Genomic DNA, 15582 nt, shown 5'->3' on the forward strand with positions numbered 1-15582 from the left:
GTGCCGGAGCGCTGCGACCGCGGCCGCCTGCGTCAGGGCGGACAGGTGGTACGGCAGCCGGACGAGCCGGATCGCGTCGATGACGGCCGGGTGGGCGGCCATGTAGCCCACGCGGGCACCGGCGAACGCGAAGGCCTTGCTCATGGTGCGGGACACGACGAGGCGCTCGCGGCCGGGCAGCAGCGTCAGCGCGCTCGGGGCGTCGGCCGGCATGAACTCGGCGTAGGCCTCGTCCACCATCACGATGCCGTCGGTCGCGGCGTACGCGGCCTCGATCGTCTCGATCGGGAGCGGGGTCCCGGTCGGGTTGTTCGGCCCGCAGAGGAACACGATGTCCGGCTGGTGCTCGCGGATGGCCGCCACGACCGTCTCGGGCGAGATCCGGAACTCGTCGTCGCGCTGGGCGGGGATCCACGTCGTGCCGGTGCCCGAGGCCAGGATCGAGTGCATCGAGTAGGTCGGAGGGAACCCGAGCACACTGCGCCCCGGCCCGCCGAACGCCTGCAGGAGCTGCTGGAGGACCTCGTTCGAGCCGTTGGCCGCCCAGATCTGCTCCGGGCCGAGCGGCTGCCCCGGCGCGGTGTCGCGCTGCAGGTAGTCCGCGAGGGACTGCCGCAGCTCGGAGAACTCGCGGTCCGGGTAGCGGTTCACGGTGGTCAGCGCCTGCCGGATCGACGACACGATGTCCTCGGCGACGTCAGCCGGCACCGGATGCGTGTTCTCGTTGACGTTGAGCTGCACGCGCACGTGCTTCTGCGGTGCGCCGTACGGGCTCTGCCCGCGCAGGTCGTCTCGGATCGGGAGGTCTTCGAGCGTGAATGCCACCGATCCATCGTAGGCCGCATGGGCGGTCGGACGACCGGCCGTCCGGACGGTGGGCCGTCGCGACACTTCTGCGGCGCTCCGTGGCGGCCGGCGTCGCGTCAGTGCGCGGCGGTGTACTGCGCCGGGATCGCGATCTCCTGACCGGCCTGCAGACCGGAGCCGTCGAGGGCGTTGAGGCTCACGACGTCCTGCACGAAGTCACGCGGGTCGGCGTTCGGCGCGGTCTCTTCGGCGAGCTGCCAGAGCGTCTCGCCCGGCTGGATCGTCACGGTCTCGAAGTGGGCGTGCGACTCGGTGTTGCCGGCGGACGCCTGCCCGCCGTTCAGCACGGCGAGTGCCACACCGATCAGCAGCGGGATCGCGGCGAGCGTCGTCAGGACGACCCGACCGCGACGCGTGAGGCGCAGGCGCGTACGCACGGCGGGCGCGGTGCGCTGGATGTCAGCGATGGCGATGGTGCTCATGTCGTTCTTGCCTTCCCGTTCGGGTGAACCGAAGTCCTGTACCGAACATAGTTTCGAATGACGAGCCGCACAAGTCCTGTGCGGAGATTTCTGGTGGGTTTTCTGCCGACACGCTCGAACAGGTGTTTGTCCGGCGGTGACCGGTCGGATACTGTTTCGATCGACTGGGACAAGTCAAGCGGGGACCACCGACATTCCCGCGGGCACGGCCCGGCACCGACGAAGGGCGAGACGACGTGGCGGACGAACTGCGGGGCCAGAAGCCGCTGACGGCGAAGCAGCAGGCGATCCTCGACGCGATCCGTGCGTCGATCGCGAGCCGGGGCTACCCGCCGAGCATGCGCGAGATCGGGGACGCCGCCGGCCTCTCCTCACTGTCGAGCGTCTCCCACCAGCTCGGGCAGCTCGAGCTCGGTGGGTGGATCCGTCGTGACCCGAACCGTCCGCGGGCGCTCGAGGTGCTCGTGGACGAACCGACGCCCGACACCGAGGGCCCCGACGTCGACGCGACGACCCTCGTCCCGCTGGTCGGTCGCATCGCCGCGGGTGTGCCGATCACCGCCGAGCAGCACGTCGACGAAATCGTCCCGCTCCCCCGACAGCTCGTCGGCACGGGCGACCTGTTCATGCTCAAGGTCGTGGGCGAGTCGATGATCGACGCCGCCATCTGCGACGGGGACTGGGTGGTCGTGCGGTCGCAGCAGACCGCCGAGAACGGTGACATCGTCGCCGCCATGCTCGACGAGGAAGCCACCGTCAAGGTCTTCCGGCAGCGGGACGGCCACACGTGGCTGCTCCCCCGCAACACCGCGTTCGAGCCGATCCTCGGCGATGCCGCGACCGTGCTCGGCAAGGTCGTCGCGGTCCTCCGCTCCATCTGACGTCGACCGCGTCGGGCTCCGGGCACCCGGGTCGGGCAGGGTCGGCCGTGCGAGCTCAGGAACAACCGAAGCCGGTCCGAACCACGTGATGACGTGGTTCGGACCGGCTTTCGTCGTGCGGCGCCGGGCGGAACCGCTCAGCCTGCGTGGGCCGGGAGGTGGGCTTGCGCCGCGCCTCCTGGACCGCGTCAGCGCGCCGGACGGCTCAGGACGCGACGGGCGCGACCACGAAGGGGTCGAGCTCTGCGACCTGACGCTGGAACACGCGGACCTGCAGCCGGGTGCCGTCCTCGACGTAGTCGACGTGCTCGACCGCACCCGCGTCGTGCAACGACGACACGAGGTCCCCTCGGTCGTACGGCACCACGACGGTCAGCTCGACGTCCGGCTCGGGCAGCCGCGACTCGATCGCCTCGAGCAGGTCCTGGATGCCCTCGCCCGTGCGCGCCGAGACGAACACGGCGTCCGGGACGAGGCCGACCAGGACGAGCCGCTGCGACTCGTCGATGAGGTCCGACTTGTTGAACGCGACGATCTCGGGGATGTCCAGGGCGCCCACGTCACCGATGACGTCCCGCACGGTCGCGAGCTGCGCTGCGGGGTCCGGGTGGGAGCCGTCGACGACGTGCACGATGACGTCGGCGTCGCCGACCTCCTCGAGGGTGGAGCGGAAGGCCTCGACGAGCTGGTGCGGCAGGTTGCGCACGAACCCGACCGTGTCGGCGAACGTGTACTCGCGACCCTTCGCCGAGTTGGTGCGGCGGACGGTCGAGTCCAGCGTCGCGAACAGCTGGTTCTGCACGAGGACGCCCGCGCTCGTCAGGCGGTTGAGCAGCGAGGACTTGCCGGCGTTGGTGTAGCCGGCGATCGCGACGCTCGGGACCTCGTTGCGGTTGCGCTCGGCGCGCTTGGCCTCGCGCGCGGGTCGGAACGAGGCGATCTGACGACGGAGCTTCGACATGCGCGTGTGGATGCGACGACGGTCGAGCTCGATCTTCGTCTCACCGGGACCACGCGAGCCCATACCCGCACCGCCGGAGACCTGACCACCGGCCTGGCGGGACATCGACTCACCCCACCCACGCAGACGCGGCAGGAGGTACTCGAGCTGGGCGAGCTCGACCTGCGCCTTGCCCTCGCGGCTCTTGGCGTGCTGGCTGAAGATGTCGAGGATCACGGCCGTCCGGTCGATCACCTTGACCTTCACCACGTCCTCGAGCGCACGACGCTGGGACGGTGCGAGTTCGGTGTCCGCGATGACCGTGTCCGCGCCGGTCGCCTTGACGACCATCGCGAGCTCCTCTGCCTTGCCCTTGCCGAGGTAGGTGGAGGGGTCGGGGTTCGGGCGCCGCTGCAGCAGGCCGTCGAGCACCACGGCACCCGCGGTCTCGGCGAGGGCGGCGAGTTCGCGGAGCGAGTTCTCGGCGTCGGCGGCGTCCCCGTGCGGGTACACACCGATCAGGACGACCTGCTCGAGCCGGAGCTGCCGGTACTCGACCTCGGTGACGTCCTCGAGTTCGGTGGAGAGCCCGGCGACGCGGCGGAGCGCCGCACGGTCTTCGCGGTCGTACTGGTCGCCGTCGCCCGTCCAGGCGTGGTCGTCGACCGATCGGGTCTGGATCGCCTGCGCGGGGGCGAAGATCGAGGAACTCGCGCGGGAGTCGGCGTTGCGCAGGACCCGCTCGACGACACCAGCAGCGCTGTCGTCGGTGGTCTCTGCGTCTCGGTTCGTGGTGTCCGTCATCTTCTCCACAGGGTACCGCTCTGGGCCTCGGGACACACGGGGTTCCCGGTACGGTTCATCCATGGCGAACGACCACTACTTCTCCGCGAACCCGTCGTCGGACACCCGCGAACGCCAGATCCACGTCACCCTCGCCGGTCGGCCGCTCACGCTGACCACCGCTGCGGGGGTCTTCAGCCCCGACGGCCTCGACCGCGGGACCCGCGTGCTGCTCGGCTCCGTGCCGCCCCCGGCGCACGACGGCGCCCTGCTCGACGTCGGGTGCGGGTGGGGCCCGATCGCGATCACGATGGCGCTCGACTCCCCCGGTGCCGAGGTGTGGGGCGTCGACGTCAACGAGCGTGTGCTGGGGCTCGCCCGGGCGAACGCCGCGACCGCGGGGGTCGACAACGTCACCGTCGCCCTGCCGGACGAGGTGCCCGCCGACCTGCGGTTCCGGACGATCTGGTCGAACCCGCCCATCCGGGTCGGCAAGGACGAGCTGCACCAGATCCTGTTGACGTGGTTGCCCCGGCTCGAGGTCGGGGGCGACGCCTGGCTGGTCGTGTCGAAGGACCTCGGCGGCGACTCGCTGCAGCGGTGGTTGCACGACACGCTCGACGGTGGGTTCCACGTGTCGCGGGCGTCGACGGACAAGGGGTTCCGGGTGCTGCGGGTGCACCGCGCGGCCGAGTAGGCCGGGGGCGGGCCACGGCGAACGGGGCGCTCGGGCGCTCCGGGCGCTCCGGGCGCTCCGGGCGCGCCGGGCGATCGGTCCGGATGGAACCACGGTTCCGACATCGAACCAGCGCGAGCGGGTGGCGCGATGTCGGGAACGTGGTTCGATGCGCCCGCGGCCGGGCAGCGCGACCCGCGCGCCGCGGCCGGGCAGCGCGACCGGGCAGCGCGACCCGCGCGCGGCAGTCGGCCAGCGCGACCGGCGTCGGCGTGCCGAGCCGCGCCTCCTGGCCGGAGCCCAGCCGGGGTCAGACCGTCAGGTCACCCGAGAAGACGAGTTCCGCAGGACCGGAGAGCGCGACGTGCTCGCCGTCCTCCGCCGCGAAGATGCGCACCGTCACGACGCCGCCGGGAACGCGCACGCGCCAGGTGTCCGGCGCCCCGTTGCCCGCCCAGTACCGCGTCGCCAGGGCCGCAGCCACCGCACCGGTGCCGCACGACAGGGTCTCGCCGCTGCCGCGCTCGTGGACGCGCATCGTGATCTGTCCCACCCCGTCCTGCACGAGCGGGTCGCCGGGCAGCACGAACTCGACGTTCGCGCCGGCCGCGGGGACCGGATCGAGCACCGGCACGTACGTGAGGTCGACCTCGGCGAGTTCGTCCTCGGTCGCGACGGCGACCACCACGTGGGGGTTGCCGACATCGATGCCGAGCCCAGGGCGTGCTCCGTCGAGGTTCTTCGCCCGCACGAGCACGTCGTCCGAGCCGCCGCCCTCGATGCCGAGGCCCCATCGCCCGAGGTCGGCGGAGAAGCCGTTGGTCGTCCGCTGGATGTCGACGAGTCCCTTGCGGCTGCCGACGGTCAGGGTCTCGCCGGGGGTGAGGTCGACGAGCCCCGACTCGGTGAGGTACCGCGCGAACACGCGGATGCCGTTGCCGCACATCTCGGCGACCGTGCCGTCGGCGTTGTGGTAGTCCATGAACCACGTCGCCGCGGGGTCCTCGGCGACGAGCGCGCGCCCCTCGGGCAGTGACTCGGACCGGACGGCGCGGATGACTCCGTCGCCACCCACACCGAACCGGCGGTCCGCGATGGCGCGGATCCGCTCGGGGGTCAGGTCGACCGACGCGTCGGGGTCGGCGAACAGGACGAAGTCGTTGCCGGTCCCCTGGCCCTTGGTGAAGTGCAGCTCGGTCACGGGACGATCCTACGGGCAGCCGCCGTCAGCGCAGCCCGGTCCGCGCCGGTGACGTCGAGGACCTCGGCGTCCGTGTACCGCCGGAACCACGACACCTGCCGTCGGGCGTACTTCCGGGTCGCGACGCCGGTCGCCTCGATAGCCTGATCGACGGACGCGTCGCCGCGCAGCACCTCGAGCGCCTGCGAGTACCCGATCGCCGCCCGCGCGGTCCGCCCCGACTCGAGTCCGCGCTCGCGGAGGCCCTCGACCTCGTCGACCAGCCCCGCGGCGAACATGCGCGCCGCGCGCTCGTGGAGCGCGTCGACGAGCTCGGCGCGTTCACGGTGCAGGCGCAGGATGCGCGCGGGTCGCCAGGCGCGGGGCGCGGACGGGAGGCTCGGGGTCACGACCTCGGACCGGCTCGCGATCTCGAGTGCGCGGATCAACCGCCGCGGATTGCGCGCGTCGATGGTCGCCGCCGCCGACGGGTCGAGGCCGCGGAGCCGCTCCAGCAGGATGCCCGGGCCGCGTTCCTCGTGCTCGCGCTCGAGCCGTGCCCGCAACTCGGGGTCGGTCCCCGGGAAGGCCAGGTCGAACAGCACCGCGGACACGTAGAGCCCGCTCCCGCCGACGAGCAGGGCGACGGCCCCGCGGCGGTGGATCGCCTCGATCTCGGCCCGGGCGTCGCGCTGGTACGCGGCCACACTGGCCTCGTCGGTGACGTCCAGGACGTCGAGCTGGTGGTGCGGGATGCCCCGGCGCTCTTCGACCCCGAGCTTCGCGGTGCCGATGTCCATGCCCCGGTAGAGCTGCATGGCGTCGGCGTTGACGATCTCGGCCGGTCGGCCTGCGGCGAGGAGGCGTTCGGCGATGGCGATGCCGAGGTCGGACTTGCCGGTGCCGGTCGCCCCGACGACCGCGATCAGATCGGCGTCGGCTGCGCGCGCGGCGTCGGCAGCGCTCACGGCGTCGGCAGCGCGCGCGGGGTCGGCGGGTCGCGCGGGGTCGGCGGGGCGCGCGGGGTCGGCTGCGCGCGCGGGGTCGGCGGGTCGCGCGGAGTCGGCGGGGCGCGCGGGGTCGGCGCGCTCCTCGTCAGCGCCCGACACGGAGCGTGGGCAGGCCGAGCGAGACCGGCCGCGGAGCGTCGGTGGCACCGGCCGTGGTCGGCGTCGGCACCCCGCAGCTCTCGGCCTGGGCCCGGTCCCACGCGTCGCCGGCGCGGGTGCGACGGATCCGCAGCGGCGTGTCGCCGTCGGCGAGGAGGAAGTGCGGCGCCGACCGCGTGACCTCGACCGTGACGACGTCGCCGGGCCGGGGCACGTCGGAGCCGTCCGGCACCGAGAAGTGCACGAGCCGGGAGTCCTCGGCGCGTCCGGACAGCCGCCGGGTCGCGTCGTCCTTCTTGCCTTCGCCGGTCGCGACGAGCACCTCGACCGTGCGGCCGACCTGCTTCGCGTTCTCCTCGGCGGTGATGTGCTCCTGCAGGGCGACGAGTCGCTCGTAGCGTTCCTGCACGACGTCCTTCGGCAGCTGCTCGTCCATCGTCGCCGCGGGGGTGCCCGGACGGATCGAGTACTGGAACGTGAACGCCGACGCGAAGCGCGACTGCTCGACGACGCGCAGGGTGTCCTCGAAGTCGGCGTCGGTCTCACCGGGGAACCCGACGATGATGTCGGTCGAGATCGCCGCGTGCGGGATCTTCGCCCGGACGCGGTCGAGGATGCCGAGGAACCGCTCGCTCCGGTAGCTGCGGCGCATCGCCTTGAGGACGCGGTCCGAGCCGGACTGCAACGGCATGTGCAGCTGCGGCATCACGTTCGGCGTCTCCGCCATGGCGTCGATGACGTCGTCCGTGAAGGCGGCCGGGTGCGGGCTCGTGAACCGGATCCGCTCGAGGCCGTCGATCTGCCCGGCGGCGCGCAGGAGCTTGCCGAACGCCTGGCGGTCCCCGAACTCCACCCCGTAGGAGTTCACGTTCTGACCGAGCAGTGTCACCTCGATCGCCCCGTCGTCGACGAGCGCCTGGATCTCGGCGAGCACGTCACCCGGTCGGCGGTCCTTCTCCTTGCCGCGGAGTGACGGCACGATGCAGAACGTGCACGTGTTGTTGCAGCCGACCGAGATCGACACCCATCCGCTGTGCGTGGAGTCGCGCTTCGTCGGCAGGGTGGAGGGGAAGACGTCGAGCGACTCGAGGATCTCGATCTGCGCCTCGTCGTTGTGCCGGGCACGTTCGAGCAGGATGGGCAGCGAGCCCATGTTGTGCGTGCCGAAGACGACGTCGACCCACGGCGCCTTCTCGAGGATGACGTTCTTGTCCTTCTGTGCCAGGCACCCGCCGACCGCGATCTGCATGCCGGGGTGCTCGCGCTTGATGCCCGCGAGCTGCCCGAGGTTGCCGTACAGCCGGTTGTCGGCGTTCTCGCGCACGGCGCACGTGTTGATGACGACGACGTCTGCCTGCTCGCCGTCGGCCGCGACGTAGCCGGCGGCCTGCAGCGACCCGCTCAACCGCTCGGAGTCGTGCACGTTCATCTGGCACCCGTAGGTGCGGACTTGGTAGGTGCGGGGGCGCGCTGCGACGGTGGCCATGGTCGTCCCAGTGTAAAACCGTCGGGACGCTACTCGAAGCGGACGGAACCGCGCGGGCCGGCCGGCGGGCGGCCACCGCCGTCGAGCGCACGCTCGACCGCGATGCGGACGACTCCGCCGTTGTAGCCCTTGCGCATCAGGAACCCGGAGAGCCGACGTTCCGCCGTGGCCCGGTCGAGGCCGCGGAGCTGGCCCGCACGCTTCTGCGCCAGTTCGATCGCGCGGACGAACTCGTCGTCCTCGTCGTCGGCAGCCGCTTCGAGTGCCGCGTCGATCGCTGCCTGATCGATCCCGCGCCGTCGGAGCTCGGCGACGACCCCTTGCCGGCCGAGACCCTTCCGGTCGTGCAGACGGTCCACGAGGTCGGTCGCGAGTGCCACGTCGTCCACGAGACCGACACGGGTGAGTCGTTGGATCTCGAACTCGACGACGTCCGGGTCGAGATCGTTCTTCGTCAGCATCGTCCGGAGCTCGGACTCGCTGACGCCCTTGCGCCCGAGAGCACGCATGCTCAGCCGTTCGGCATCCGCGCGCTGTTCGTCGACCGGACGGGGCGCATCGGTCGGGTCGAGCTCGGCACCGCCGTCGATCGCGAAGACGGACGCGGTCGTGGCGTCCGCCGTGCGGTCGTCGTAGCCGTCCTGCTCAGCGCGGGCACTCCGACCAGAGCCGTCCCCGACGACGGGTGAGAGCCATTCGGCCTGCGCCCTGGCGCCCCGGACCGGCAGCGGGACCGGCGCGTCCGCGTCGGCATCGGCGTCGGTGTCGGTGTCGGTGTCGGTGCCGCTGCCCCTGCCGGCGAGGGGTCCGGTGTCATGACGGTTCGCCCGGTCGTGCGCGGCTGTGTCCGGCGTGGCAGCCGGACCGGCCGCGGGGCGACGGGACCGCGCACCGCGTGCACCGAAGAGGTCGGTGACCGGTGCGAGGCCCTCGTCGCCGTCGTGGTCGGTCGTCACGCGCCCTTGCGCTCCGCGATCTTCGGCGCGATGGAGTCGACGGGCGCCTCGACCGCTTCGGCCGACGCACCGCCGACACCGAGCTTCGCGAGGATCTTGCCCTCGATCTCGGCCGCGATCTCGGGGTTCTGGATCAGGAAGGAACGCGAGTTCTCCTTGCCCTGTCCGAGCTGGTCACCGTCGTAGGTGTACCAGGCACCCGACTTCTTGACGATGCCGTGGTCGACACCGAAGTCGAGCAACGAGCCCTCGCGCGAGATGCCCGTGCCGTACAGGATGTCGAACTCGGCCTGCTTGAAGGGCGGGGCCATCTTGTTCTTCACGACCTTGACGCGAGTGCGGTTGCCGACCGCGTCGGTGCCGCTCTTGAGCGTCTCGATGCGACGGATGTCGAGACGGACCGAGGCGTAGAACTTCAGCGCCTTGCCGCCGGCGGTGGTCTCCGGGCTACCGAAGAACACACCGATCTTCTCGCGCAGCTGGTTGATGAAGATCATCGTGGTCTGCGTCTGGTTGAGGCCACCGGCGAGCTTGCGGAGCGCCTGCGACATGAGTCGGGCCTGCAGACCGACGTGCGAGTCACCCATCTCGCCCTCGATCTCGGCACGGGGCACGAGCGCGGCGACGGAGTCGATGACGACGAGGTCGATGGAACCGGAACGGACGAGCATGTCGGCGATCTCGAGCGCCTGCTCACCGGTGTCCGGCTGGGAGACGAGCAGCGCGTCGATGTCGACACCGAGCTTCTTCGCGTACTCGGGGTCGAGCGCGTGCTCGGCGTCGATGAAGGCTGCGATGCCGCCCGCGCGCTGGGCGTTGGCGATCGCGTGCAGCGTCAGGGTCGTCTTACCCGACGACTCCGGGCCGTAGATCTCGATGATGCGGCCGCGCGGGAGTCCGCCGATGCCGAGCGCGACGTCGAGCGCGACCGACCCCGTCGGGATGGTGGCGACGGGAGCACGCTCGTCCGAGCCGAGGCGCATGACCGTGCCCTTGCCGAACTGACGGTCGATCTGGGCGAGAGCGGTCTCGAGGGCCTTCTCGCGGTCCTGGGGTGATGGCATGGTGTGCTCCTTCGTGCTCGGTGTCGGCCGCCTGTAGGCTGTCGCGTCCACCCCGGCCGATGGTGCAGGGCCGGTGCTTCAGCGACAAGGCTTCGGGCTGTTCCCGTTGACTCGAACCTAGGGCGGGCCACCGACATCACTGCCGACGGCCACGCGATCTGTGGACGAACTCACTGGACAGCGCCGCTGTGGAGGAAGCTACCACCGATCGAACACCCGTTCGAGCAACACGCCGAACAGAGTTTCGGACGGCGCGTGAGCGATGCGCGCGCCCGCCCGCCCGCCCCGCCTCAGTCCCTCGGCTCCGCCAACCCCTTGCCGTGCCGCTTCTCGAGCGGGACGTCCTGCGACTCGCACAGCGCCTCCCACACGCGGCGCGCATCGATCCCCGCGTCGAGTGCCTCGGCCGCCGATCGTCCACCGAGCTCCTCGAGCACGACGTCACGGCTGACGACGGCACCGTACGCATCGCCGAACACCTGGTCGACGGCCCGCCAGAACTCACTCACACGCATCGTTCCAGCGTAGCCACGGCGTCACCCCGCGAACGACGAACGCCCCCGCCGGCGGACCGACGGGGGCGTTCTTCGAAGCGGTGGCGTCAGCGCACCGCGAGGTCGTTGTCGAACTCGGCGACGAGGTCGTCCGGGAGCGTGTCGGGGACCGGGGTGAGTCCCTCGATGACCGCGAGGCGGTCGCCGACCTCACGCATGATGGTCGAGATCGGGGTGTCCAGCGCGTCCGCGACGGACGCGAGGATCTCCGAGCTGGCTTCCTTCTGCCCGCGCTCGACCTCGCTGAGGTACCCGAGAGCCACGCTGGCCTTGGACGCGACCTGACGGAGGGTCCGGCCCTTCTGCAAGCGGAAGTCCCGCAGAACGTCGCCGATTTCCTGACGAACGAGAACCATGAGAACTCCTCCTCTCTGTCGTCTCCGCGCCCGCTCGGTCCGGGTGGCCGAGTTCGGGTTCAGCAACAGTAGCGTTGCCGGTTGCAGCATGCTAACCACGCTGGCTGCTCTACTGCTGGAGATTGCGTGAGATGTAACCCAGTGGAAACGGGACCTATTCCCGGCCCCGGATCGTGGACGACATCCGTGCCAGGAGTTCGGAGACGGTCGCCCGTCGGATTGCATCGCGGTCGCCGTCGAGGTGCAGTTCGAAGGACACGGCGCCGTCCACGTCCGCGATGCCGACGAACACGGTGCCCACGGGCTGACCGTCCTGCGGGTCCGGCCCGGCGACACCGGTCGTGCTGATCCCCCAGGTCGCGGGATCGCCGTCGACCGCGAGAGCCCGCCGGACGCCGGCCGCCATCTGCCGCGCGACCTCTGGGTCGACGGCGCCGTTCGACGCGAGCAGCGCCTCGGAGACACCGAGCACGGTGTGCTTCACGGGCGTCGCGTAGGCCACCACCCCGCCGCGGACCACCGCGCTGGCTCCGGGGACCGCCACCAACGTCGACACGACGAGGCCGCCGGTGAGCGACTCGGCCACCGCGACGGTCTCCCCCGCGTCCGTCAGCCGGGCGACGAGGTCGCGGGCGACCGCGGCGACGTCGGCCCGGTCGTCGGCCGGGGTCACGCCGTGGTCCGGTTGTGCTTCCACGCCTGGTACAGGTAGTCGATCCCGCTCAGGACGGTCGCCAGGAGCGCCGCGGTCATCAGGATGCCGTTCACCCAGTGCGCCCAGTCCCCGACGAGGTTCCACCACGGGAAGAGCGCGGCGGTCAGCGCGACGGCCTGCAGGACGGTCTTGATCTTGCCGCCACGGCTCGCCGGGATCACCCGGTCGGAGAGGACCGCGAAGCGGAACACCGTGATGCCGATCTCACGGACCATGATCAGCACGGTCACGTACCAAGGCAGCTCGCCGAGGATCGACAGGGCGACGAGCGCCCCACCGATGAGGACCTTGTCGGCGATCGGGTCGACGAGCTTCCCGAAGTCGGTGACGAGGTTCTGCCGCCGGGCGATGATCCCGTCGGCGCTGTCCGTCACGATCGCCACGACGAAGACGACGGCCGCCCAGATGCGCAGCGACCCGTCGGCACCGGCATCCGTCAACAGCAGCACGAAGAACAGCGGCGCCATCAGGATGCGCACGACCGTGATGATGTTCGCGACGTTGCCCGTCGACGCCGGGCCGGGGCCCTTGCGCAGGAGCCGGCCGCGCCACGGGAAGCGTGCGCCGTGCGTGGTCTCCGTGCTGTCCGAGGCGGTCATCGCACTCACTCCCTGCCCGTCAGTCCCCACGCGTCCTCATCGGGCTCGTCGTCGACCTCATCGTACCCGCGGGTCATGTCCGCCACCGGATCGGAACCGTACCGGTCGGTGTCGCCGGTCGGCGCGGACGGCGACGTCGGGACCGCGGCGGCCGGAGTGCCACCAGGACCGCCGGCAGGGGCGGGGGCGGCCGCTGCGGCACCCGCCGGTGGCTCCTCGCCCCGGAGCTTCGCGAGCACGGCCGGCAGCTGGTCGGTCGTCACGAGGACGTCGCGTGCCTTGGAGCCCTCGGAGGGCCCGACGATGTCGCGGGACTCCATGAGGTCCATGAGTCGTCCGGCCTTGGCGAACCCGACTCGGAGCTTCCGCTGCAGCATCGAGGTCGACCCGAACTGCGTCGACACGACCTGCTCGACGGCCGCGAGCAACAGCTCGAGGTCGTCGCCGATGTCCGCGTCGATCTCCTTGCGCTCGACCACGGCCTGGACGTCCTGCCGGTACTCCGGGCGGGCCTGCCGGGTGACGTGCTGGACGACCTCGGCGACCTCGCTCTCCTGCACCCAGGCGCCCTGCACGCGCAGGGACTTCGAGGACCCCATCGGCAGGAAGAGCGCGTCGCCCTGGCCGATGAGCTTGTCGGCGCCCGGCTGGTCGAGGATGACCCGGGAGTCGGTGACGCTCGTCACCGCGAACGCGATGCGCGACGGCACGTTGGCCTTGATCAGTCCGGTGATGACGTCGACCGACGGGCGCTGCGTCGCGAGCACCAGGTGGATGCCGGCGGCTCGGGCGAGCTGGGTGATGCGGACGATCGACTCCTCGACGTCACGGGGCGCGACGAGCATCAGGTCCGCGAGCTCGTCGACGACGACGAGCAGGTACGGGTACGGCTTGAGCTTCCGCTCGCTGCCCGCGGGCAGGATGATCTCGTTGTTGGCGATCGCCTTGTTGAAGTCGTCGACGTGCCGGAACCCGAACGACGCCAGGTCGTCGTACCGCATGTCCATCTCCTTCACGACCCACTGCAGCGCCTCGGCAGCCTTCTTGGGGTTCGTGATGATGGGCGTGATGAGGTGCGGGACGCCGGCGTAGATCGAGAGCTCGACGCGCTTCGGGTCGACGAGGACCATGCGGACCTCGGACGGCTTCGCGCGCATGAGCAGCGAGGTGATCATCGAGTTGATGAACACCGACTTGCCGGACCCCGTGGAGCCGGCGACGAGCAGGTGCGGCATCTTCGCGAGGTTCGCCACGACGAAGCCACCCTCGACGTCCTTGCCGACGCCGATGGTCATCGGGTGCTTGGACTTCCGTGCCGCGTTCGACCGCAGCACATCGCCGAGGGACACCGTCTCGCGGTCGGTGTTCGGGATCTCGACACCGATCGCGCTCTTGCCCGGGATCGGCGAGAGGATGCGGACCTCGTTCGAGGCGACCGCGTACGACAGGTTCTTGGACAGCGCGGTGACCCGCTCCACCTTCACGCCGGGGCCGAGCTCGATCTCGTACCGGGTGACGGTCGGGCCGCGCGAGAAGCCGGTGACCTTCGCGTCCACCTTGAACTCGGTGAGGACGCTCGTGATCGCGGCGACGATGTCGTCGTTGGCCTGGCTGCGGGCGACGGACGGCGTGCCGGAGCTCAGCGTCGTCGCGGCGGGCAGCCGGTACGGGGCGGCGGGGTCCTCGTCGGGGCCGGCGACCGGGGGCAAGCCGTCCGCGTCGTCCGTGGCGTCGAGCTGGGGTTCCTCGACCGGGAGCGACGGGGACACCACCGGCGACACCGCGGCGTCCGGACGGACGAACTCGGCCGCGGCGGGACGCTCCGGCACCGGGGTCCCGAAGTCGCGGAGCGCCTGCTCGGCGATCTCGAGGTCCTGCTCGACCGAGTCGTTGAGGTTGACCGAGCCCGGCTCGGCCGGTGTGTGGTCGACGAGGCCGGCCGCGGCACCGGCATCGGAACCCGCGGCGGGGGCGGCCGCCGGGGGCACGGTCGACGTCGCGCCGCTGATCACGGGGCTGTCGTACGCGGGGTCCTCTTCGCGGCCGGACTTGTTGCGGCGCCACCACGGCACGGTGCCGCCGTCGGCGTCCGCCTCGGCCGCCGCGCGCTCGTCGTCGAAGCCGAGGTCGTCGAAGAGCTGGAAGTCGGTGTCGCCCTTCGCGCCCCGCTTCTTCGTCGGCTTCGTCCGCGCCGTGGGCGTCTCGGCGACGGGTTCGTCCGTCTCGGTCGCCGGTGCCGGCGCGCCGAACAGGTACGCGTAGAGCTCGTGCAGGCGCCGGCCGATCTTGTTCGGCGGCGTCTTGGTGATGATGAAGAGCGAGAGCACGAGGAGCAGCACGGCGACCGGCACCGCCACCCACTCGGTGGCGACCGCGACCAACCAGGCGATGACGACCCAGCCGATCACGCCGCCGGCCGTCGCCAGCGCGGGCATGCCGTCCGAGGCGTGCGGCTGGCCGCCGAACACGTGGCAGAGCGCCGCGATCGAGACGAGCAGCAGCCCGAGGCCGATCCCGATCCGGGTGTTGTCGTGCACGGAGGCCGGGTGCCGGAAGAGCCAGCCGGCGAAGACGACCATGATCACGGGCAGCGCGAACGCGAGACGTCCGAACAGGCCGCCGAACGTGTAGGCGTCGAGCGCGACCGAGACCGCGTTCGTCGGGTTGAGCCACTCGACCACGGCGCCGGCCACCGCGAGCACGAACAGCAGGAACGGGAAGCCGTCGCGTCGCTGGTCCTTCTCGAGGGTCTCGGTGCCGAGCAGCCGGAAGACCGCGCCGACGCCGTGCGCCATCGCGAGCCAGAACGTCACCAGGGGGTTCTGCTCGCGGAAGACCGGACCGGGGGCCGCCGGTGGGAGCTTCTTCGTCGTGGCCTGGGTGCGCGACGTCCCGCGCGTCCCGCTCCCACGGGACGACGAGGACGCGCGTGAGCGCGTGGTCGACTTGGTGCCTCCGGCCATGGGCAGAACCCTAAGCCCCACGCAGGACATT

15 protein-coding genes are annotated in these 15582 nt (G+C 71.2%); 2 read left to right on the forward strand and 13 right to left on the reverse strand.

Annotated elements, in window-relative coordinates; all coding sequences use genetic code 11:
• Both ACQXVK_RS00005 and ACQXVK_RS00010 read right to left on the reverse strand, forming a co-directional pair.
• On the reverse strand, positions 1-825 hold an 825-nt coding region (locus tag ACQXVK_RS00005; protein ID WP_430852285.1), incomplete at its 3' end, for a histidinol-phosphate transaminase.
• 98 nt (positions 826-923) lie between these two features.
• Positions 924-1289 carry a LysM peptidoglycan-binding domain-containing protein gene (locus tag ACQXVK_RS00010; RefSeq protein WP_022907346.1) on the reverse strand — a complete coding sequence of 122 codons (366 nt, stop codon included), beginning with the start codon at positions 1287-1289 and terminating at the stop codon, positions 924-926.
• Between the two features lie 236 nt (positions 1290-1525).
• Here ACQXVK_RS00010 and lexA point away from each other — a divergent pair, with 236 nt between their 5' ends.
• Positions 1526-2170, forward strand: a complete 645-nt coding sequence (gene lexA, locus ACQXVK_RS00015) for a transcriptional repressor LexA (RefSeq protein ID WP_022907347.1) — start codon at positions 1526-1528, stop codon at positions 2168-2170.
• A gap of 205 nt (positions 2171-2375) precedes the next feature.
• Here the strand turns inward: lexA and hflX are convergent, their stop codons facing one another.
• Positions 2376-3914 (reverse strand): GTPase HflX, encoded by a 1539-nt coding sequence (gene hflX / locus ACQXVK_RS00020; RefSeq protein WP_430852286.1) that lies wholly within the window; start codon positions 3912-3914, stop codon positions 2376-2378.
• A gap of 61 nt (positions 3915-3975) precedes the next feature.
• On the opposite strand from hflX, the gene ACQXVK_RS00025 reads away from it, so the two are divergent.
• Positions 3976-4590 (forward strand): class I SAM-dependent methyltransferase, encoded by a 615-nt coding sequence (locus ACQXVK_RS00025; protein WP_416394956.1) that lies wholly within the window; start codon positions 3976-3978, stop codon positions 4588-4590.
• A 289-nt stretch (positions 4591-4879) separates the two neighbouring features.
• Here the strand turns inward: ACQXVK_RS00025 and dapF are convergent, their stop codons facing one another.
• The 10 genes from dapF to ACQXVK_RS00075 form a co-directional block, all read right to left on the reverse strand.
• Positions 4880-5770, reverse strand: a complete 891-nt coding sequence (gene dapF / locus ACQXVK_RS00030) for a diaminopimelate epimerase (RefSeq protein ID WP_430852287.1) — start codon at positions 5768-5770, stop codon at positions 4880-4882.
• Positions 5767-6717 carry a tRNA (adenosine(37)-N6)-dimethylallyltransferase MiaA gene (gene miaA / locus ACQXVK_RS00035; RefSeq protein WP_430852741.1) on the reverse strand — a complete coding sequence of 317 codons (951 nt, stop codon included), beginning with the start codon at positions 6715-6717 and terminating at the stop codon, positions 5767-5769. Before miaA ends, dapF begins: the two co-directional genes overlap by 4 nt.
• A 127-nt stretch (positions 6718-6844) precedes the next feature.
• Positions 6845-8344 (reverse strand): tRNA (N6-isopentenyl adenosine(37)-C2)-methylthiotransferase MiaB, encoded by a 1500-nt coding sequence (miaB, locus tag ACQXVK_RS00040; protein ID WP_430852288.1) that lies wholly within the window; start codon positions 8342-8344, stop codon positions 6845-6847.
• 29 nt (positions 8345-8373) lie between these two features.
• On the reverse strand, positions 8374-9300 hold the full coding sequence (locus ACQXVK_RS00045; RefSeq protein ID WP_430852289.1) for a regulatory protein RecX: 927 nt from the start codon (positions 9298-9300) through the stop codon (positions 8374-8376).
• Entirely contained in the window at positions 9297-10364 is a 1068-nt protein-coding gene (gene recA, locus ACQXVK_RS00050; protein WP_022907382.1) for a recombinase RecA, read from the reverse strand. The genes ACQXVK_RS00045 and recA overlap by 4 nt, the downstream gene beginning before the upstream one ends.
• A 290-nt stretch (positions 10365-10654) precedes the next feature.
• The gene (locus ACQXVK_RS00055; protein ID WP_022907383.1) at positions 10655-10879 is read right to left on the reverse strand and encodes a DUF3046 domain-containing protein; all 225 of its coding nucleotides are present in this window, start codon (positions 10877-10879) and stop codon (positions 10655-10657) included.
• Positions 10880-10965: 86 nt separating this feature from the next.
• Positions 10966-11274 (reverse strand): helix-turn-helix domain-containing protein, encoded by a 309-nt coding sequence (locus ACQXVK_RS00060; protein WP_022907384.1) that lies wholly within the window; start codon positions 11272-11274, stop codon positions 10966-10968.
• 154 nt (positions 11275-11428) lie between these two features.
• Complete coding sequence (locus ACQXVK_RS00065) at positions 11429-11971, reverse strand: CinA family protein (protein ID WP_430852290.1); 543 nt, start codon at positions 11969-11971, stop codon at positions 11429-11431.
• Complete coding sequence (pgsA, locus tag ACQXVK_RS00070; protein ID WP_031262665.1) at positions 11944-12597, reverse strand: CDP-diacylglycerol--glycerol-3-phosphate 3-phosphatidyltransferase; 654 nt, start codon at positions 12595-12597, stop codon at positions 11944-11946. Before pgsA ends, ACQXVK_RS00065 begins: the two co-directional genes overlap by 28 nt.
• On the reverse strand, positions 12594-15551 hold the full coding sequence (locus ACQXVK_RS00075) for a DNA translocase FtsK (protein WP_430852291.1): 2958 nt from the start codon (positions 15549-15551) through the stop codon (positions 12594-12596). Before ACQXVK_RS00075 ends, pgsA begins: the two co-directional genes overlap by 4 nt.
• Between the last annotated feature and the right edge of the window lie 31 nt (positions 15552-15582).

It is taken from the genome of Curtobacterium sp. AB451, from assembly GCF_050585845.1.
Classification (GTDB): Bacteria; Actinomycetota; Actinomycetes; order Actinomycetales; family Microbacteriaceae; genus Curtobacterium.

Coding starts and splice junctions, on each gene's coding strand:
- ACQXVK_RS00055 (WP_022907383.1), bottom strand. CDS start 10,879: ATGCGTGTGAGTGAGTTCTGGCGGGCCGTCGACCAGGTGTTCGGCGAT.
- ACQXVK_RS00075 (WP_430852291.1), bottom strand. CDS start 15,551: ATGGCCGGAGGCACCAAGTCGACCACGCGCTCACGCGCGTCCTCGTCG.
- ACQXVK_RS00010 (WP_022907346.1), bottom strand. CDS start 1,289: ATGAGCACCATCGCCATCGCTGACATCCAGCGCACCGCGCCCGCCGTG.
- ACQXVK_RS00025 (WP_416394956.1), top strand. CDS start 3,976: ATGGCGAACGACCACTACTTCTCCGCGAACCCGTCGTCGGACACCCGC.
- recA (WP_022907382.1), bottom strand. CDS start 10,364: ATGCCATCACCCCAGGACCGCGAGAAGGCCCTCGAGACCGCTCTCGCC.
- hflX (WP_430852286.1), bottom strand. CDS start 3,914: ATGACGGACACCACGAACCGAGACGCAGAGACCACCGACGACAGCGCT.
- miaB (WP_430852288.1), bottom strand. CDS start 8,344: ATGGCCACCGTCGCAGCGCGCCCCCGCACCTACCAAGTCCGCACCTAC.
- ACQXVK_RS00060 (WP_022907384.1), bottom strand. CDS start 11,274: ATGGTTCTCGTTCGTCAGGAAATCGGCGACGTTCTGCGGGACTTCCGC.